Source organism: Methylobacterium iners (assembly GCF_022179305.1).
Classification (GTDB): Bacteria; Pseudomonadota; Alphaproteobacteria; order Rhizobiales; family Beijerinckiaceae; genus Methylobacterium; species Methylobacterium iners.
Window position 1 is genome coordinate 79,339 of the sequence record NZ_BPQP01000001.1, and the last position, 19,961, is coordinate 99,299.

Annotated in this window: 18 protein-coding genes; all 18 read left to right on the forward strand. The window is 68.6% G+C overall.

Features of this window, described 5'->3' with window-relative positions; translation table 11 throughout:
* Nucleotides 1–21: 21 nt before the first annotated feature.
* Nucleotides 22–1,980, forward strand: coding sequence for a LamG-like jellyroll fold domain-containing protein (locus tag MFF55_RS00515; protein WP_238242030.1), 1,959 nt, complete (start codon nt 22–24; stop codon nt 1,978–1,980).
* Nucleotides 1,977–2,984, forward strand: a complete 1,008-nt coding sequence (locus MFF55_RS00520) for a hypothetical protein (protein WP_238242031.1) — start codon at nt 1,977–1,979, stop codon at nt 2,982–2,984. Before MFF55_RS00515 ends, MFF55_RS00520 begins: the two co-directional genes overlap by 4 nt.
* A 148-nt stretch (nt 2,985–3,132) precedes the next feature.
* Nucleotides 3,133–4,701, forward strand: coding sequence for a terminase (locus MFF55_RS00525; RefSeq protein WP_238242034.1), 1,569 nt, complete (start codon nt 3,133–3,135; stop codon nt 4,699–4,701).
* Between the two features lie 2 nt (nt 4,702–4,703).
* Nucleotides 4,704–4,994, forward strand: a complete 291-nt coding sequence (locus MFF55_RS00530) for a hypothetical protein (protein WP_238242036.1) — start codon at nt 4,704–4,706, stop codon at nt 4,992–4,994.
* Nucleotides 4,995–5,008: 14 nt separating this feature from the next.
* The gene (locus MFF55_RS00535) at nt 5,009–5,254 is read left to right on the forward strand and encodes a hypothetical protein (protein ID WP_238242038.1); all 246 of its coding nucleotides are present in this window, start codon (nt 5,009–5,011) and stop codon (nt 5,252–5,254) included.
* A 34-nt stretch (nt 5,255–5,288) separates the two neighbouring features.
* On the forward strand, nt 5,289–6,986 hold the full coding sequence (locus MFF55_RS00540) for a portal protein (protein WP_283206681.1): 1,698 nt from the start codon (nt 5,289–5,291) through the stop codon (nt 6,984–6,986).
* Nucleotides 6,983–7,207, forward strand: coding sequence for a hypothetical protein (locus tag MFF55_RS00545; protein ID WP_238242047.1), 225 nt, complete (start codon nt 6,983–6,985; stop codon nt 7,205–7,207). Before MFF55_RS00540 ends, MFF55_RS00545 begins: the two co-directional genes overlap by 4 nt.
* Nucleotides 7,204–7,506, forward strand: a complete 303-nt coding sequence (locus MFF55_RS00550) for a hypothetical protein (RefSeq protein WP_238242048.1) — start codon at nt 7,204–7,206, stop codon at nt 7,504–7,506. The genes MFF55_RS00545 and MFF55_RS00550 overlap by 4 nt, the downstream gene beginning before the upstream one ends.
* Complete coding sequence (locus MFF55_RS00555) at nt 7,503–8,531, forward strand: hypothetical protein (protein ID WP_238242050.1); 1,029 nt, start codon at nt 7,503–7,505, stop codon at nt 8,529–8,531. Before MFF55_RS00550 ends, MFF55_RS00555 begins: the two co-directional genes overlap by 4 nt.
* A gap of 396 nt (nt 8,532–8,927) precedes the next feature.
* Nucleotides 8,928–9,758 carry a phage capsid protein gene (locus MFF55_RS00560; protein WP_238242052.1) on the forward strand — a complete coding sequence of 277 codons (831 nt, stop codon included), beginning with the start codon at nt 8,928–8,930 and terminating at the stop codon, nt 9,756–9,758.
* Nucleotides 9,759–9,841: 83 nt separating this feature from the next.
* Nucleotides 9,842–10,126 carry a hypothetical protein gene (locus MFF55_RS00565; protein WP_238242053.1) on the forward strand — a complete coding sequence of 95 codons (285 nt, stop codon included), beginning with the start codon at nt 9,842–9,844 and terminating at the stop codon, nt 10,124–10,126.
* An 86-nt stretch (nt 10,127–10,212) separates the two neighbouring features.
* Nucleotides 10,213–10,638 (forward strand): hypothetical protein, encoded by a 426-nt coding sequence (locus tag MFF55_RS00570; protein ID WP_238242054.1) that lies wholly within the window; start codon nt 10,213–10,215, stop codon nt 10,636–10,638.
* A 9-nt stretch (nt 10,639–10,647) separates the two neighbouring features.
* A complete protein-coding gene (locus MFF55_RS00575; RefSeq protein WP_238242055.1) occupies nt 10,648–11,355 on the forward strand; it encodes a phage connector family protein in 708 nt (235 codons plus the stop codon).
* 3 nt (nt 11,356–11,358) lie between these two features.
* Nucleotides 11,359–13,752 (forward strand): hypothetical protein, encoded by a 2,394-nt coding sequence (locus MFF55_RS00580; protein WP_238242056.1) that lies wholly within the window; start codon nt 11,359–11,361, stop codon nt 13,750–13,752.
* 76 nt (nt 13,753–13,828) lie between these two features.
* Nucleotides 13,829–16,495: a phage tail protein gene (locus tag MFF55_RS00585; RefSeq protein WP_238242059.1), complete on the forward strand. Its 2,667-nt coding sequence runs from the start codon at nt 13,829–13,831 to the stop codon at nt 16,493–16,495.
* Nucleotides 16,488–16,841, forward strand: a complete 354-nt coding sequence (locus MFF55_RS00590) for a GNAT family N-acetyltransferase (RefSeq protein WP_238242060.1) — start codon at nt 16,488–16,490, stop codon at nt 16,839–16,841. The genes MFF55_RS00585 and MFF55_RS00590 overlap by 8 nt, the downstream gene beginning before the upstream one ends.
* Nucleotides 16,842–17,369 (forward strand): hypothetical protein, encoded by a 528-nt coding sequence (locus tag MFF55_RS00595; RefSeq protein ID WP_238242064.1) that lies wholly within the window; start codon nt 16,842–16,844, stop codon nt 17,367–17,369.
* 3 nt (nt 17,370–17,372) lie between these two features.
* Nucleotides 17,373–19,961: an NYN domain-containing protein gene (locus tag MFF55_RS00600; protein ID WP_238242065.1), complete on the forward strand. Its 2,589-nt coding sequence runs from the start codon at nt 17,373–17,375 to the stop codon at nt 19,959–19,961.

A 19,961-nucleotide genomic window follows, 5' to 3' on the forward strand; every position in this document is an offset into this window, starting at 1 on the left:
CGGGCAGTAAGGAACAGCGACATGGCGGGCTACCGCAAACCCTTCGGCGGCGGCTCAGGCTCGCCCAGCCCCAACGTCTCGGCCGACGGGCTGACCTACGTCTACACGGGCTTCAAGCCGAACACGGCGGCCAGCCTCTTCGACGTCACGGCCGGGGGTCCCGCGCTCGCGACGCAGAACGCCGACGGCACGGGCAAGGTCACGTTCGTGCTCGCGACCAAGCCGCCGGTCGGGAACGCGATCGTCATCGATGGTCAGCAGCGGGTCAGCGCCGGGACGGTCCAGGCCGCCCCGGTGGTTCCGGTCCAGCCGGGCGGGGTCACGTACCTCTTCATCAGCACCGACTTCATCACCGATCCCGATGACGCGGTGATGCTGGTCACGGCCATCGCGCACAAGAACGCGGGTTTGGTGGTCATCGACAGCGTCATGGCCTCGGCCAACGAGACCTTCGTCCCGGCCGGCATCGACGCGCTGATGCGCAAGTACGGGGCTCCGGTTCCGGTCTACGTCTACAAGGGCGCGGTCAGCTCGGTCCCGTCCGGTTCGACGGCGAGCCTGTTCCCGAAGATTGCGCGCGATGCATTCGGGACGCCCTACGGCATCCAGAACAACACCAACGTCAATTACCCCGACACCATGACGGGGTGGACGGCCCGTCTCTCGGCAGTGCCGGATCAGTCCGTGCTCCTGAGCATCGTCGGATCGCCGGTCGACTTCATGGCCTGGTACGGCGCTTCGCCCGCCAACGCCGCGCTCGCCAAGGCCAAGATCCGCAAGATCGGCCAGATGGGCGGCGGCTTCCCCTCGACCTCGACGCCCGAGACCAACGCCAAGATCAGCGTCGCCGCGACGGCCGCGCTCGCCGCGATCCGCGACATCCCCATCGAATGGTCGGGCGTCGAGATCGGTGCGACGGTCCGCTCCGGCCCGCCGCTCTACACCGACCCGACCGCCGACCCGCTGCAGGCGATCTTCGACCAGTTCGAGCAGGAGGGCAGCGGCACCAACCTCGTCGGCGGCTTGCGCCAGTCCTACGACCCGCTTTCGCTCGATGCGCTCGTGCGCGGGTTGGGCGACCGCTACACGCGCAGCGCGCCGGGCATCGTCAACGTGGATGCGTCCGGCAACACCTCGTTCGCCGCCCAGGCCGACGGCAACCACACCTACCTGGTCAAGGCGGCCAGGGGCACGACGGCGCAGACGGACGCGCTGCTCGGCGCCGAGCTGAACGCGATCGTCGCCACGGTCACGGCGCCGATCCCGGCGAGCGTGCGCGGCCTCGGTCTCGACCTTAACGAGGGCACGCCTGTCCAGTTCGTGCGCGACCCTTCCTACAAGGGCGCAATGGCGATCACGGGCGCCAACGCCGCGACGACCACGAACGATCCGACCCGCGCCACCGCCCCCAACGGCACGAGCAGCGTTTTCCAGTTCTCCGGCGCCCAGTACCTTGAGAGCCGCGACCCGCTCTTATTCACCGGCAACAGCCTCGCCGTCGGGGCCGTCATCAATCCCGACGCCATCGCCGGCACGGGGCTCAAGTACGTCCTGGCCGCGCGGACGACGGGTTCTGGGACGCCAGTTCGCTATTGGGAACTGGCGCTGTTCGAGGGCCGGATACGTGCGACCGTGTGGGGCAACGTCAACGGCACGTCGCCGTTCGAGCTGACTGCCGATACCGCGTTGCCGGTCGGAACATGGGCCCTGGTCCAGATGCACCAGGACGGGACGACGCTGCGCATCCGTCTCAATGGCGTCGAAGCCAAGCCGAGCATCGCCGCCACGCTGAACACCGCGACGAACGTCTGCGGCGTGCAGATCGGCGCGCAGCGGCTGGGGTCCATCGCCAACTTCTACAACGGCAAGATGGCGGCTTTCGATTTCTTGGCGGGCACGAACCTGACTGTCGCGCAAGCACTCGCGCAGGAGAACAAGCTCCGCGCAATCGCCACCGCCAAGGGGATCACGCTGCCATGATCGCGTTCGCCACACCGCTACAACGCCTTCGCGCCAACAGCAGCGATCAGTTTGAGAATGGGGCTCGCTACCTCTACCCGTCCGGCCGGCCCATCACGCGCCTGCGCTACCTCGGGCAGCAGGATGGGCAGCACTTCTACGCGGCGGCCGACGATGCCGCGGCGACCCTACCGCCCGCCAAGGCCGCGCCTCCCGCCCCGCACTGGTCCGAGACCCTGCCGGCTGCGGTGGGCTATCCCGACACGCTGAACGGGGCGCTCCTGCGCATCCGCTCCAGCACGGCGCAGAAGAACGGCCACGTCATCCTGGATCGCTCGACGCGCGGCGGCTACCGCATCGTCGAGGTCGATGCCGGCGTGCTCGCCCACGACATCACCATCGGCCGGCTGAAAGCGGAGGACATCTTCCGCTGCGGCGTCCGCGTCCGCGGCGATCGCTGGCACATCCACGATGTCATCCTCAAGCACGGCGCGCACCGCAACACCGGGAGGGACCTGCCGGAGGGCATCGAGGTCCATGACGGCACCGGCCACCTGTTCGAGGACTTCGAGATCTCCGGCTTCTACATGGCCGACGTCCCGGGGCAGTACACGAACGGTGACTGTATCGCGACGGAGGGCGGCACGGGCGGCATCGTCCGACGCGGCCGCTGCATCGGCGCGTCCGATGGCGGCATGGATCTCAAAGGGATCTGGTACGTCGACGATTGCTACATCGCGGAGTGCAACCGGGCTCTGCGCGCCTGGGACGAGGTGACGGTCGGCACGCTGCGCATCCACAACCCGGCCGGGGCCGCGCTGTGGCTGGCGAAGAACGCAAAACTGACGGTCGAGCGGCTGATCGTGACCAGCGACCGGCCGTGCATCCTGTTCCGGTCCGAGAGCGGCGGCCACCTGACCGTGAAGTCCGCGGACCTGTCCGGCGTCGCACCGGGCTCCACGCTCAAGCGGCAGGATGGCTCCGGCGTGACGTGGGACCTCAGTCCGGGCTGCGTGCTGCCTTAGCAGCACCCGGCTTGACCCGACGGCCCTTTCTCGACGAATAGTCAGGCTCTCCCGGTGCGCATGGCTTCGAACGCCCTGTAGATCCGGGACCTAACGGGCGGCGCTCCTCCAGGCGTCGCCCGTTTGCGTTTGGAGACACCCCGCCAGCATGTCGCTCCTCGACGAGCTCATCACCTCCCTCGGGGTTCTCCCGGAGGCGGAACGGGAAGCCGTGACCCGCGACGCCGTCGAGGCGACGCAGGACCTCCTGCTGATCCCCAACCCGGGCCCGCAGACCGACGCTTACTTTTCCGAGGCCGACGAGCTCTACTACGGCGGCCAGGCGGGCGGGGGTAAGTCCGGCCTGCTGATTGGGCTGGCGCTCAACGAGCACACGAGCAGCCTCATCCTTCGGCGAGTGAACGCAGACGCTGCGGAGCTCGCCGAGGAGGCCTGCGGGTTCGCCGGTGACCGCGGTTCGTACAACGGCCAGAAGCACGTCTTGAAGGTCGACGGCGGCATTCGCCAGGTCCAGTTCGGCGGTTGCCAGTTCGAGGAGAACAAGGAGCGCTACAAGGGCCGCGCGAAGGATCTCTACGGGTTCGACGAGATCTCGGATTTCACGCGCACGCAGTTCAAGTTCATCACCACCTGGAACCGCTCGAGCAAGCCCGGGCAGCGGTGCCGCGTGGTCTGCGCCGGCAACCCGCCGACCCGTCCGGAAGGCCTCTGGGTCCTCGAATACTGGGGCCCTTGGCTCGACAAGAACCACCCGAAATACCCGACGGCGCCGGGCGTGCTGCGCTGGTACACGACGGGATCGAACGGCGAGGACATCGAGGTCGAGGGCCGCGGCCCCCACATGATCGACGGGCGCGAGGTCTTCGCGCGGTCCCGCACCTTCATCCCCGCGAAGCTCTCGGACAACCCGTACCTCGCCGGCACGAATTACCAGGCCTCGCTGGACTCGCTCCCGCCCGAGCTGCGGGCCGCCTACCGCGACGGCAACTTCCAGGCCGAGATCAAGGATGACGCCTTCCAGCTCATCCCTACCGACTGGGTAACCGCCGCACAGGCGCGGTGGCACGAGACGGGTCGCAACGGGTTCGCGATGACAGCGATCGCGCTGGACCCTGCCGGCGGCGGCGCGGACGCTGCCGAGATCGCCGCGCGGTACGGGGGATGGGTTTCTCCATTCACGACCGTCCAGGGCAAGGAGACGGCCGACCACTCGATGATGGCCGGCCGCGTAGTGGCGCTGCGCCGCGACGGTTGCCCCGTGATCGTCGACGGCGGTGGTGGCTATGGTGGCGCGACCACGATGCGCCTCAAGGACAACAGCATCGAGGCGACGGCGTTTGTCGGGTCCGAGGGATCGACGGGCATCACCAACGATGCCGCGAAGCTCGGCTTCGTGAACCGCCGTGCCGAGGCGCACTGGCGTCTTCGCGAGGCCCTGGACCCCGACCAGGAGGGCGGCTCCATCGTCGCCATCCCGCCCGGCAACGAGGTCAAGGCCGACCTCTGCGCGGTGCGCTGGGAGCTCACCCGGCAGGGCATCAAGATCGAGAGCAAGGAAGACATCAAGAAGCGGATCGGCCGCTCGCCCGGCAAGGGCGACGTGGTGGTCATGCTCTTCAGCGAGGGCGACCGGGCCGCCAAGCGCTCGAAGGCGCGGCGGTCCAACGGCCTGCAGGCCACGGCGAACATGGGCTACGCCCACATGCGGAGACGATGACAATGGATAATCGCACCGCGATCCGAACCGGGCTGCTGCTCAACAGCGCCCTCTACCTGGTCGCCATCGTGGCGATCGGCCTGGTGCAAGGCTCCACGGCCGCGCCTCGCCTCGCCGTGGCCTCGCTCGGCGTCGCTGCGCTCTCGTACATGGCGCAGGAGATCGAGGCGCAGCTCCCCGAAACCTACAGCACTGCGCTCACCCGGCGCGACGTCGCCCTCATCTCATCCGTCGTCCTGACGGTCGGCTCGATCCTGCTCGGCGCTGTTGCCGGGCTCGCCCTCATCTTCTGACGGAGCACACCCTCATGGCTTCCCTATTCGGCGGCGGCTCCCGCAACCGCGCTCCTGCTGTGACCCCGGTCGCGACCATGCCCGACGAGCAGAACCCGGCCGTGCTCGCCGCCCGGCGCCGCAGCATGGCCGAGGCCGCGTCCCGCGGCGGTCGCGCCTCGACGATCCTGACGGCACCGGAGAGCGGCACTCCGCTCGGCGCGTCGACGACGATCGCGGGCTCGTCGGACTATCAGGCCAGCTCGCTCGGCGGCCGCTGAACCCATCCGGACGCCGGCGAGGACCTGACGCACCATGAAGCAGCGCGTGAAAGAGCTGCGTGGACAGGGCGACTCCCTGTTCGCGCAGAGGGCTCCCCTCATGTCCTTGTGGCAGGAGATCGCGGAGAACTTCTTCCCGCAGCGCGCCGACTTCACGCGCGATCGCGCCGTCGGCGAGGAGTTCGCCCGCGGCCTGATGACGGGCGCGCCGGTGCTCGCGCACCGCGAGCTCGCCGACCAGTTCGCCGCGATGCTCCGGCCGCGCGGCAAGAACTGGTTCGGCATGACGGTCGAGGACGACCGGATCGCCAACGACGTCCAGTCGAAGGCCTGGCTCGAGGCCAAGGCCAACACCATGCGCCGGATCATGTACGACCGGCAGTCCGGCTTCACCTGGGCGACCAAGGAGGCCGACCAGGACTTCGCCGCGTTCGGGCAGACGGTGATGAGCCAGGAGCTCAACGCCAACGGCAACGGCATCCTGTACCGGACCTGGCACATCAAGGACTGCGCCTGGGCCGAGAACGCCATGCGCCAGGTCGACACCATGCACCGGGTCTGGAAGATCCCGGCGCGCTCGGTGCGCAAGATGTTCCCGAAGACTTACGATCGGAAGATCGACGAGATCTGCAAGACGGACCCGCACCGCCTCATCCCGCTGCGGGACATCGTGATCCCCTTCGACGAGTACGATTACACGGACAAGGCCGCGCTCCGCCGCGCCGCCAAGTTCCCGTTCATGCGGATCTACATCGACTGCGAGCACGAGACGGTGCTCGAGGAGACCCCGATCCGGCGCAACGTCTTCTCCGTCCCGCGCTGGGCGACGGTGTCCGGGTCGCAGTACGCGCACAGCCCCGCCACCGTCGTCGGCTTGGCCGATGCCCGGCTCCTGCAGAAGATCACGCTCACCCTCCTCGAGGCGGGCGAGAAGGCCGTGAACCCGGCCATGGTCGCGGTCGCGGACATGGTCCAGGGCGGCGTGAATACCTACGCCGGCGGCGTGACCTGGGTCGATGCTGACTACGACGAGCGCAAAGGCGAGGCGCTCCGGGTCCTCGGTGAGGGCAAGGGCCAGCTCGCCTTCGGCGCCGACATGGCCGACCGCTACGAGAGCCTGATCAAGCGGGCCTTCTACCTGGACCGGATCAACCTGCCGCCCGCCGGCGGCGCCATGACGGCGACCGAGGTCCGCACCCGGGTCGAGGAGTTCATCCGCGCCGCGCTCCCGCTCTTCGAGCCCATGGAGATCGAATACAACGGCGCGCTGGCCGAGGAGACCTTCAACCTCGCCCTGGAGAACGGCGCCTTCGGCAACCTGATGGACATGCCGCAGGGCCTCCGCGGACAGGAGATCAAGTTCACCTTCGAGAGCCCGCTCGAGCAGGCCAAGACCCGGGACAAGGCCACCGCCTTCCTTGAGGCCGGCCAGCTCCTCGCCGCGGCGACACAGATCGATCCGCAGGCCTTCGTGGAGATGGACGTCCGCACCGCCTTCCGCGACGCGCTGGAGGGCGCCCAGGTCCCGGCGAAGTGGATCACGCCCGACGACCAGGCGCAGCAGGTCCGGGCCAGCCTGCAGCAGCAGCAGCAGGCGGCGCAGGCCGCGCAGGAGGTCGGTGGAGCCGCGCAGGTCGCAACGACGGTCGGTGATGCCGCGCTGCGCCTCCAGGAGGCCGGCCTCGTCCCGCAGGCGGCGCAGCTCGCCCAGGTCGCAGGAGCTCCGGTGTGAGCATCGCCTTCAGCACCACGCGCGCCGTCGCCGACATCGATCCGATGTGGGTTGAGGTCGCTCAGGCCAGGGGGCCGGCCGACTGGTTCGACAAGCTCCCGGCCGAGATCCGCGCGGCGACGCTGGACAAGCTCCCGAGCCCCGCGCGCGACGTCGTCCTGACCGTCACGATGCAGGACGCCGACACCGTCCTCTTCACCGCCTCCGCGAGGAACCCGTGAGCCGCAAGCCCGTCCCCGCGCCGGCGGTCCAGCCCTGGACGCCGATCACGCCCGATCGCTTCGACGTCTTCGCGCTCAAGGCCCTCCAGGAGGGCAAGGCCAGCGAGGGCCAGCAGAAGCGCGCGCTCGCGCTGATCATCACCCAAATCGCCGCGACCTATGACCTGCCGTTCCGGCCGGGCGGGTCCGAGGGCGACCGCGCCACCGCCTTCGCGTCCGGCAAGCAGTTCGTCGGGCAGCAGATCGTGCGGCTCCTGAATTTCGACGTCGACCGTCTCCCGCAGAGTGAGAGCACATGACCACGGAAGCCCCCGCCGGCGCGCCGGCCGAAGAGATCGTCACTCCCCCCGCGGGCGCCCCTGAGGCGCCCGTTGTCGTTTCGGAGGTCACGCCTCCGGCCGGAACCCCGCCGGCGGCCGCTCCTGGAGCCGCTGAGACGGGTTCGACCCCGGCCGCGCCCAAGGACCCGGGCAAGACGCTCGCGGCCGACGGCGGTACCGCTGACGATCCGGCCAAGGCCGGCGACGCCAAGTGGCCCGACGACTGGCGCGAGACGCTGGCTAACGGCGACGAGGCGCTGCTCAAGCAGCTCAAGCGCTACACCTCGCCCGCCAACTTCGCGAAGGCCGGGCACGAGGCGCAGCTCCGGATCCGCGCCGGCGAGGCCAAGGCGCCCCTGCCGAAGGACGCGACGCCCGAGCAGCTCGAGGCGTTCCGCAAGGAGAATGGGATCCCGGAGAAGCCGGAAGGCTACGAGCCCAAGCCCTCGAACGGCTACGTCTTCGGTGAGGCCGACAAGCCCGCACTCGACAGCTTCAAGGCGCACGCGCACGCCCACAACTGGACCCCCGAGCAGTTCAACGTGGCGGCCGACTGGTACGCCCAAGAGCAGGAGCGGATGGTCGCTGCCCAGGCCGAGCAGGATGCCGGTTTCAAGCAGGAGGCCGACGACCAGCTCCGGGCCGACTGGGGCCCGGACTATCGCCGCAACCTGTCCACGGTGCAGAACTTCCTCGCGACCGCGCCCGACGGCCTCGCCGATCGGCTCCTCGGCGGTCGCCTGGCCGACGGGCGCCGCGCCGGCGACGATCCCGCCATGCTGCAGTGGCTCGCCCGTACCGCCCGCGAGCTCAACCCGCTGGCGACCGTTGTGCCGGCCGGCGTCACCGACCAAGGCAAGGCCGTCGCCGACGAGCTCGGCGAGCTGAAGAAGATGATGGCCGATCAGCGTTCCGCCTACTGGAAGGGTCCGGACAGCGTGAAGAACCAGGCCCGGTACCGCGAGCTGATCGGTGCTCAACGGCAGGCCGCCAAGCGCGGTTGAGCCGACGGGCGTTCTGTGTCAGATCGCTATGGCGGGCGGCGGTTCGAGCGAGAGCTCACCCCGCCCGTCTTTGTTGGTGCGGTGACACGGTGGAAGTCTGCCGGCCGTAGGACGCTCTCCGGAGCGGATCGCATTGCGGGGTTCCCTGGCAGGCCCCGCCCGCACCAACACCTGACATCCCCGAGTTCCCCTCCGTAGAGGCGAGAGCTCCCCTCATTCGCCGCCCCTCACCCGGGCGGTGTTTTCGTTTCCGGCCACCGCCGGGAAATCCCCGCCACAGGCGAAGCCCCTGACGACCGCACCCGGCCCCGCGCTCCGGCGCGGCCACCCCGACCTGTGCGCTCACGTCCGGCCACCCGACGCCCACGGCTCTCCTCACATCACCAGGAGCCAGTCATGGCCGACACCGCATATTCGGTTCAGTACAAGGACGAGTTCATCGAGGGCTTCGAGCAGGGCTGGTCCGTGCTCCGCTCCGCCGTCACCGTGGACGCGCAGACCAAGGGCAACCAGGCCGTCTTCGACATCGTCGACAGCGGCGGTGCAGCGGCGGTCACCCGTGGCGTCAACGGGACCATCCCGGCCCGCGCAGACAACGATACCCAGGTCACGCTGACTCTGCGCGAGTGGCACGACAAGCCGCGCAAGACCTCGTTCAACATCTTCGCGTCGCAGGGCGACGGCCGCGCCAAGATGCAGATGTCGACCCGCAAGGTGATGAACCGGAAGATCGACGACGACATCATCGCGGCCCTCAACACCGCGACGAACACGATCACCGGCGGCGCTGCGACGCTGGCCCTCGTCCAGAACGCTCTGGCGAAGCTGGGTCGTCAGGACGTCGAGGTCGAGGACGAGGAGCACATCTTCTGGCTCGCCTCGCTCTCGTTCCGCGCCGAGCTCTACCAGATCAAGGAGTTCAACTCCGCGGACTGGGTCGAGACCAAGCCGCTGAACGGTCCCGTGCAGCGCTACAAGCGCTGGGCGGGCGTGAACTGGGCCTTCTCGAACCGCCTGCCCGGCGTCGGTACCGCCAACGAGAAAGGCTTCCTGTTCCATCAGGCCGCCATCGGTCACGCCGCCAACATGACGGAGGCGTCCATCGCCGCCGGCTACAACGACGAGGATGACTACTCCTGGGCCCGCTCGTCCATCTTCATGGGCTCGCAGGTGCTTCAGAATAAGGGCATCCTCGTCGTGCCGCACGACGGCTCCGCCGTCGGCTAAGGCCGCCTGCCACTGGACCTAATCAGGACCGGGGCGGCAACGCTCCGGTCCTCCTGACCATCCGACATCCAGGAGGCACATCGATGCCCTACAGCCTTGCAAACCCGCCGACCCAGCGTCACCAGGACATCGGCAATCGCGGCCCGGCCGAGTGGGCCCTCGACGGCTCCGACGCCCCGTCCGTCGTGGCCGTCACCGGCTACATCTCCAACGCCCGCGACCTCGGCATGAAGGCCGGCGACGTCGTGCGCTACCGCCAGAACAGCACGCCTCCGGTCCTGCACCTGTTCTACGTGGCGTCGATCACCGCCGCCGGCGCGGCCGACCTCACCGACGGCGCGGCGCAGCCGGCCGCCAACGCGACCTAAGCCCGGGCCTCACGGCCTGACGCCAAACAGGGGCGGTCCTTCGGGGCCGCCCTTTCTCGTTTCCGCTTCCCTCCAAGAGGTGCCGCATGGCCCGCCAGATGACGAACCCCCGCATGGGCCACGCCGAGCACAAGCGGAACCACTACCGCTGCGTCCTCGAGATCGGCACGTCCGTCGAGGAGGTGCTCCACCCGATGTTCTTCATGAACATTTCAGGGGTGAAGCCCGGCGACATCATCGAGTGCGTCAGGGAAGACCTCTCCGGCATGATCGTCCTCCTGGTCCGCGCGGCGGATCGGACCGCGATCAAGACCGGCATCGTGTCGGGCGCCTTCTTCGACGACGAGCTCGAGCGCCCCGAGGCGCCGGCGGAGGATTTCCGCACCGAGTTCAACGTCCAGGACAAGTGGCGCGTGGTGCGCATCTCCGACGGCGAGGTCCTGACCGCGGATCTCCCGAGCGAGGCGGCCGCCAAGAAGTGGCTGACCAACCACCGCAAGACCATCGGCTGATCGCGCGTCATGGCCGCGGACAAGCTCGCCCTCTACAACGAGGCGCTGGGGCACCTGGGCGAGCGCAGGCTCGCCTCTCTCGCTGAGAACCGCGAGCCGCGCCGTGCCCTGGATCAGGCTTGGGCCGCGGCCGTCCTCTACACGCTCGAGCAGGCGAAGTGGTCGTTCGCGATCCGCTCCGTGCAGCTCGCGCCCGTACCGAGTATCGCCCCTGGGTTCGGGTACGGCCTCGCCTACCAGAAGCCCAACGACTGGCTGAAGACGACGGCGGTCGCGACCGACGAGCGGTTCACGCACCCGCTCGTCCGCTACACTGACGAGAGCGGCTTCTGGTGGACCGACACCGATCCGCTCTTCGTGCGGTACGTGTCGACGGACCCGGCCTATGGCCTCGACCTGTCGCGCTGGTCGCCGACCTTCGGCGAGTACCTGGCGCTCCGCCTGGCGCAGAAGACGTGCCAGCGGATCACAGGCTCGACGAGCCTGATGGGCGACCTGGTGAAGCTCGAAGACGTGGCTCGCAAGCGCGCCAAGTCGAACGACGCGAACAACACCCCGCCCGTGTTCCCGCCGCCCGGATCGTGGGTCCGCGCCCGCACCGGACGCATGAGCAGCGAGGGTGAGAGCAGCGGCAGCGCCGGCCTCACGACCACGTCGGACCCCCAGCTCCCCACCGACTTCATCACCGTCACCGTAGACGGCGGCCTGGAGGGCTGATCGATGGCAAACGTCTCGGTCAAGGTCGATCGCGTCAAGGAACGCCGGTCGCGCACGCCAGGCTACCGGCCTGGGATGAACGGCTCCCGCGTCCTCGATGACGGCGAGCCGTTCGTGAACTATGCGGACATGGTCCGCTGCATCGGCACGGATGACGGCACCTTCGTCGAGTATTCGCTTACGGCCGACAAGGTCACGCCGGAGCTCGCCGACCGCACCATTACGGTCAAGGAGGTCCTGAGCCGACAGGTCGACGTCCGAAACTACGGCACGGTGACCATCGGCAAGAACGCGACCGACGCCCAGATCGTCGAGAGCACCCGCGCCGTTCAGCGCGCCATCGCGGTGGCCGTCTTCTTCAAGCTGCAGAAGGTCATCTTCCCAGCCGGCGACCTCGTTCTCGGCGGCACGCTCGGCGGCAACGGCGCGGCCCTTGTGATGACGCAAGGGAAAGACCTGATCCTGCAGTTCAACTCCACGACGATCTGGCTGACCGGGTCGACGTCGAACGACCAGGGCGGCCTGGTCGATTACTGCGGCCTGATCTGGTTCGACCGCTGCAAGGGTCGCTGCGGCTTCGAGGGCGAGCTCACGATCGAGCAGCTCAACCCGCCGGTCAATCAGGGCGGCATCGTCGCCGTGGTGCCGGGGCAGTACCTCGAGGTGCAGCTCGACTGGGTGCCGACCTGGACCTCCCTCAACGTCGTCTCGCTCTGGAACCTCCTTGAAGGCGTCCAGGGCCTCGTCTTCGTGCGGGAGAATACCCCACTGCAGCCGGTCGCCGGCACGCCGGGCCGCTATCGCATCCCGACCAACCTGGCGGGCACCGCGGTCCTCAACGAGGCCTTCTCCGGCATCCCCTCGCTCGTCGGGCAGCGCATCACGATCCAGCACCGGCAGTACGGCCGCGACTGCATCATCGCGCGCGACTGCGAGACCATCGTCATCCCCTCGACCGTGACGCTCCATTCCTGCCTGGGCTCAGGCATCTACGGCGTCCGTGCCCGCATCCTGTCGGACATGACGATCGAGGCTGGGTTTCACAACGGCATCAAGCGCCAGATGGGGATCTCGTCGGACGGACCGCACCTCATCAACTGTGCGGGCTCGGTGATTGGAGGCCAGGTCTTCGACACCGGCGACGACGCGGTCAACCTGGCCGGCTACATCGCGCCGGTCATCTCGCGCGACGGCCCCAACCAGCTCACCGTACAGTATCTCGCTCCATTCGAGGCACTCCCCCGGCACGGCGAGCTGATCGAGATCGTCAACGCGAACTACAGCCGGATCGTCTTCACCCAGGCGCTCAACCCCGTCGCGAACCCGGGTGCCGGCACCTACACCTTCACCACCCAGGCGCCACTTCCCGCCTTCACGGCGACGCCCTGGTACCTGCTGGTGCGCGAGGGCAGCATCGGTTGTCAGATCAAGAGCGGCTTCCGGTGCGGCCGCACCCGCGCGGCGGGCATCCGCAGCAGCATGACGCAAGTCAACATCGGCGACATCTGCGTCTCCAACACCCTCTACGAGGCGGTGGTCGGCGGATCGTTCTTCGGGCTGGAATACGCCGTCTATGAGGACGTCGTGCTCGGCGAGGTCGACGGGTTCAACATCGGCATGTCGCGCGATCCCGTGCGGCCGGCCATCGCCGCGATTTGCTTCGATCCCCTAAAGCCCGACGGCAACCACGTGGGGAAGGGCGCCGCGGGCAACCTCACTATCAAGGGTGCCCATATCCGCAACGCGAACTGCCGCGCGCTCTACGTCAGCGGTTCGCTCAAGGCCACGGTCGGCAAGATCGTCGCCGAGAACATCAACCGCTTCCCCGTGGCCCGGGACGGTCTGCCCGCCGGCGACTTCGCCCAGTTCGTGAACTGCGAGGAGGTCGAAACCCGAGACTTCTCGCCCTTCGGCTCGGCGCCCGGCTTCGTGAACCTGCAGGCCCTGACGCGCCTGTCGGGACGGGGCTGGCGCAACTTGGTCACACCGAGCGGCGGCGCAACGGTCATCGATGTCGTCGCCATCGACGAGTTCCTGTCCGGCTGGAGCCCCTATGCCGCCACCGTGCGGGCGGGTGCCGGTACGCTTGTCGCACCGGCGTTGGTCCTCGGCTTCTGGCGCCGGGTCGGCAAGACGATCCAGTGGCGCGTCCGCGCCAACCTTGCCGGGTTAGGGACCGGCACGGGCGAGTTCGTCGCGAGCATTCCGGCCCCGGTTCGGGGGTACGCCGAGGCGACCGGCAAGGAGTTCGCGCAGACCGGCTACGGCCTTCACGCGGTCGCCCTCGAGGGCGGCGTCGAGATGGCCTTCACGACGGCGGCCAACACGATCAACGGCGGCTCGCCATTGGCGGCGAACGGTCAGTACATCGTCGGCGGTACCTACGAGTCCCTCTGACCGCCCTCGTGACCTCGATCTGCTGCCCGACCTGGTCGCTTCGGCGGCCTTTTTCATGTCTGCGCCGGAGTAGCTGATGGGCCGCCAGAACGCGCCGCTCCAGGCGTTCAACCGTGGAGAGATCGGCAAGCTCGCTCTCGGCCGCGTCGACGTCGACCGCCTCCGCCTGTCGGCCGAGGAGATGCGCAACTGGGTCCCGCACACCGTCGGGCCGATGAGCCTGCGCCCGGGCCTTGCCTTCGCGACGCCGATCCGCGGCAACCTGCGCTCCTACGACATCCCCTTCGTGTTCTCGGTCACCGAGCGCGCCATCCTGGAGATGACGGCCGGTGTGATGCGGGTCGTGATCAACGATCAGGTCGTGACCCGGCCGGTGGTCGCCTCGACCTTCCCGGCCGGCGCGATGACGAACCCGGCCGCCTGGTCGATCGCGTCCAACGGCGGCGGCAACGCCGAGATCGGTGACGGCGCGATGCTGCTGCGCGGCCAGTCGATCGGCGGCGGTGTCTCCGCGACGGCGTCGTTCGCGATGGCCTCCCCGGGCGTGGAGCACGCGCTCCGGATCAACATCCTGGCTGGCCCCGTCACCCTGCGTGTGGGCACACAGGGCGGCGGCGACGACCTGGTCCGCGAGGCCTCGCTCGGAACGGGCGTGCACTCCCTGACCTTCACGACGACGGAGCCCACCGTCTTCGTCCAGTTCGAGAATACGAGCTACCAGACCTTCACCGTGGGCACCGTGGCAATCGAGCCCGCCGGCCCGCTCGAGCTGCCGACCCCCTGGCCGGAAGCCGCGCTGCCGCTGCTGCGCTACGAGCAAAGCGGCGACGTCGTCTTTGTGGCTTGCCTTGGCTTTAAGCAGCGCCGTATCGAGCGCCGGAGCCGACGGTCATGGTCCCTCATCGACCTCGTTGTCGACGACGGCCCATTCCAGGGGTTTCCGACCAAGGACCTCAAGCTCAAGTTCTCGGTCGGACTGGGCTTCGGCACGGTGACCGCGACCCGCCCGCTGTTCCGTCCGCAGCAAGTCGGCTCGCTGATCCGCGCCTTCACCCCGCAGTACAACCACGCCTTCCGGATCGGCGCGGCGCAGAGCTTCACGCCGCCGATCCGCGTCGCAGGCGTCGGCGAGGACCGCGCGGTTTCGTACACCCTCGGCGGCACCTTCGTCGGAGAGTGGGAGGTCCAGCGATCCTTCACCGGCGAGTTCAGCGGCTACACCAAGGTCCAGGAAGGCAGCGGCGTTCTCACCGGCAAGATCACGGACGGCTTCGACAACTCGATCGTCTGGTACCGGATCGGCCTGAGGAGCTACACCTCGGGAATGCTCGTCGCGCAGCTCTTCCACGGCGGCGGCGGGCGCACCGGCATTGCTCGGATCCAGGAGTTCATCTCGTCGACCGAGGTGAGGGTGAGCGTCCTCCAGGCCGTCTCGTCGGACTTTCTCACGGAGGACTGGCGTTTCGGCGACTGGTCCGACGTGGTCGGGTATCCCTCGACCGTAGCCCTTCACGACGGCCGCCTCTGCTTTGCTGGCCGGGACAAGTTCTGGGCATCGGTCTCAGATGCCTACGGCTCATTCGCCGACACCATCGACGGCTCGAACGTCGGGGACTCGTCCGCGATCTCGCGCTCGATCGGCTACGGGCCCGTCGCCATCATCAACTGGCTCTTGCCCTTGACGCGGCTGATCGCCGGCGCCGAGGGCTCCGAAATCTCGATCCGCTCCTCGGCGCTCGATGCGCCGATCACGCCCGCCGGCGGCATCACGATCAAGGATTGCTCCACGCAGGGATCAGCCCGGGTCGCGGCCGTGAAGTGCGACAAGCGCGGGCTCTTCGTCCAGCGCTCCGGCCAGCGGCTCTACCAGTTGGCGTATGACGTGAACTCGCAGGACTACGAGGCCGGCAACCTGAACCGGCTCCACCCCGACCTCTTCCTGAACAACCCGATCGTGCGCCTGGCCGTGCAGCGCCAGCCCGACACGCGCATCCACTGCCTGCGCGCCGACGGCACCGTCGCGGTCCTCACCTTCGAGCCGCAGGACCAGGTCGAGGCCTGGTGGCGGGTCGAGACCGATGGCGTCGTCGAGGACCTCTGCGTCCTGCCCGACGCGGTAGAGGACATGGTCTACTACACCGTGCGCCGGACGATCGGCGGGGAGCAGGTGCGCTACCGCGAGCGGTTCGCGCGTCTCGATCAGTGTCGCGGCGGTGCGCTCAACCGCATGGCCGACTGCCACATCATCTACCAGGGCTCGCCCAAGAGGACGATCGACGGGCTCGGCCACCTGGAGGGCTGCAGCGTTATCGCCTGGGGCGATGGGCGGGATCTCGGCACCTTCGACGTCATCGGCGGCCAGGTCACCCTTCCCGATCCGGTCTCGGCGGCCTGCATCGGCCTCCCGTACCAGGCCTGGTTCAAATCCTCGAAGCTCGCCTATGCCGCGCAAGGCGGAACCGCGCTGAACCAGGTCAAGCGCGTGGTCAGCGTCGGCCTGATCATGGCGGACGTCCATGCCCAGGGCCTGCAGTACGGCCAGGATTTCGAGGTCATGGACGACCTCCCCCTCGTCGAGAATGGCGCCGACGTCGAGCCGGACGCGGTCCGCAACGCCTACGACGAACCGATGATCTCGGTCCCCGGCACCTGGGACACCGACAGCCGGCTCTGCCTCACAGCCTCGGCTCCGCGCCCGGTGACTGTCATGGCGGCCGTGATCGAAGTCGAGACCAATGGTTAGCATCGGCCCGACGACGGCCGAGGACGTCGAGGTCTTCCTCGCCGAGCCGCCGGCCTGGCGCATCCGGGCGATGACGGCACGGATCGATGGTGCGCCGGTCGCGATCGGCGGGCTGTCCTACCTGCCCGACGGCACCGTCGTCGCCTTCCTCGAAGGGTACGCCGCCGTGAAGCGCTACCCGGTCGCGGTCCACAAGGCCGTGCGCCAGGGCCTCGCCGACGCTGCCCGCCGCGGTGTCCGCCGCATCGTCACGATCGCCGACGAGGGTGTCGAGGCCGCGCCGCGCTGGCTTCAGCGCCTCGGCTTCCGTGAAGTCAGCGCCAACGTGTACGTTTGGGAGGCATAGGTGGCCGAGCTAGCAATCATCGGGGCGGTGGTCAGCGGCCTCGGCACGCTGGCCTCCGCGTCCAGCACGATCGCGGCCGGCAACGCCGCGCAGGACCAGGCGGAGTTCCGGGCGCGGCAGGAGCGCCAGGCCGCTCAGGAATCGCGTGCGGCCTCGCAGCGCGCCTCGCTCGACGTCCGCCGCAAGACGGCGCTCGCCCAGTCGACCCTGCAGGCACGCTCGGCGGCCGACGGCGGGTCCGCCACCGATCCCGGCGTGATCGCGCTGGGCGAGAGCATCGCGGGGCAAGGCGAGTACAACGCGCTGGCCGAGATGTACCGGGGCGAGAACCGGGCGCGCGGGCTGGAGCTGCAGGCCGAGGGCACGGAGATGTCCGGCCGGGCCGCGGCCGAGGGCGCCCGGTCGCAGGCCTTCGGGACCATTCTCTCCGGCGCCGGCTCGATGTTCTCGCGGTTTGGTGCGCCCTCCGGCACAGCAACCGGCGGCAGCGACTACGACTCCGGTCTTCCCAATCTTCGCTTCAGGTGATCCATGGCTCGTCTCCCCACGGGTGAAGACCTCGGCGGCCCGGGCTCGCTCGTCTCCGGTCGCCCGATCGCGACCTACGACGTCTCCGCCGTCGCCAAGGGAGCCGAGGCGGTTGGCAGGGGCGCGCAAGACCTCGGCAATGCCGCGATCGGCGCCGGCGTCCAGGCCATGCGCAAAGAGGAGCGCCAAGCGGAGACGCTGGAGGAAGCACAGGCCCGAGCCGGGATCGTCATGGACATGGCGACCCTGCGAGCAGAGCTGCCCCAGGCCACCACCGATGAGGGTCTGGAGCAGTCGGTTCGTGAGCGCGCGGCCGCCGCCCTTGAGCAGCGATTGGCTGGGGTCACCGACCCGCGCCGTCGGGCGCTGCTGCAGGAGCAATACCGGCCAACCGTGAACGAAACCGGCATCGCAGCGCAGAGCAGGGCCTTCTCGCTCCGGACTGATGCCGAGAAGGCGGCGGCTGTGCAGACGCTGCAGAACCTCAGGGACACCCCGGATGACGGCGATCCGAACATGAAGACCGAGATCATTCGGGCTGGCCATGGGGTGATCGATGGCCTGGAGAACGGCGGATATATCGACAGGGCTTTGGCGGCCAGGCAGCGCCAGGAGTGGGCGACCGGTTACGCGTTCGACTCCCTTAAGAAGCTCCCGCCCGTCGAGATCATTGCGGCATCGCGCGGAGGTTGGGAAGGCGCCTTGATCCGTAGGGAGTCCTCGGGCAACCCGCGTGTCGTGAACTCGCTTGGATACGCCGGGCTGTACCAGTTCGGCGCCCCGCTCCTGCAGACCCTCGGTCTCTACACGCCTGGTCAAAACGAGGATCTAAAAGGCTGGTCGAAGAGCCCGAAGGACGCACCGGGCAAGTGGTCGGGCACCTTCGCCATTCCGGGATTTCCCGGTGTCCGTACCCTTGCCGACTTCCGCGAGAGCCCAGAGGCGCAACGCGCGGCGTTCCAGGCCTCGCAGACGTTCTACGATGGCGAGATCGAGAAGCGGGGGCTTGGCCAGTTCATCGGTAAGACGGTCCAGGGCGTGCCCATCACGCGCGAGGGTCTGTACTCGATGATGCATCTGGGCGGCGTCGGCGGCGCCGAGGGTGCGCTCCGGCGTGGCGAGAATGCCAAGGACGCGAACGGGAGCGGCGTTCTCGATTATGCTCGCATGGCCGCCAACGCCGGGCCAGGGGACCCTCTTGCGGGCTTCCTCAACCGGGAGCAGCGGGAGCTGCTGGCGAAGAACACTCAGGACCAGGTGATCGACCAGGACCGCAAGGCCCAGGCGACGCGCATCCAGGAAGCGTCGGCTCAGGCCGAGACGTTCGAGCGCAGCATCCTGGACGCTAATGCCGGCCTCCGGCCCATGATCAGCCGGTCGAGCATCGAGTCCGACCCGACGCTTGACGAGCCCCGCCGGAACACGCTTCTGCGCCAGTACGACAGCACCACGACCGGGCTGCGCGAGCGGGCCGCGGCCGTCGAGGCCTTCAACTCGGGCGCGCTCGATGGCGACCCCTTCAACGCGGACAAGCGCAAGCAGATTGGATTGGCCTACGCTCAGGTCGTTCCGAGCCCCTCCGTCCTCCTGCAGTCCGACGAAGCCGCCGAGCGCGCCCGCGTCGTCACGGTCGAGGTCGCCAAGCGTACCGGCGTGGTCCCCGAGGCTGTCAGCAACCTGGTGCGCGGAACCCTGGTGGCGACAGACCCGGTGCGCGTCGAGCGCGGCCTCCTGGTCGCATCTCGCCTGATGGCGGCGAACCAGCATGCTTTCGCGACGGTCCCGGGCCGGGAGCAGATCGAGCAGGCCGCGGCCGAGTTCGATTACCACCTCGGCATCGGCCGCTCCGCGCAGGAGGCCGCGGCGATCATCGCGGAGCGCAATGACCCAGCCTGGAAAGCCAAGCTGCCGGGCATGCGCTCGAACGAGGCCGCGGCGGAGTTCATGAAGGAGCTCAAGGACGAGAACACGATCAACGAGGCCAGGAAGCGTCTCGCGACCGGCATCCTTGGCTTTGGGCGGCCCGACCTCGCGTTCGACGACCGGCAGATGGCTCGGATCAACAGCGACTTTCAGCGTGAGGCTCTGCTGGAGTACCAGCGCACCGGCAACAAGGATTCCGCGACGAGGCTCGCCATGGACCGTCTCGTCGGCGACCCGAGCACAGGCCGCCGGGGCATCTATGCCGCGACGAACATCACCGGCACGCCCACCATCATGAAGTACGCGCCCGAGGCCGCCCCGGGCTATCCGCCCGTCGGCGGTTCGAAGGACTATGTCGCCGACCAGTACATCGAGGACGTGAAGGCCCTGACCGGCCGGGAGATCAAGCGCTCCGATATCGTCGTGGTGCCGACGAACGCGGCGGCCGAGCAGCAGATGGCGCGGGCGTTCAACGCCGGGCGTCCCGTCCCCTACGTGCTGGGGTTCAAGGATGAGAAGGGCGTGCTCCAGGCCTTGCCGATGAACGGGTCCGTCGGCTTCGTGGCCGATCCGGATCGCGCCCGTCGGGCGCTGGGCGAGCGCTTCAGTGCGGAGCAGGCACGAAACCGAGCCGCGGCGACCGCGGTGCCCGAGCCGTTCGGACCCTGA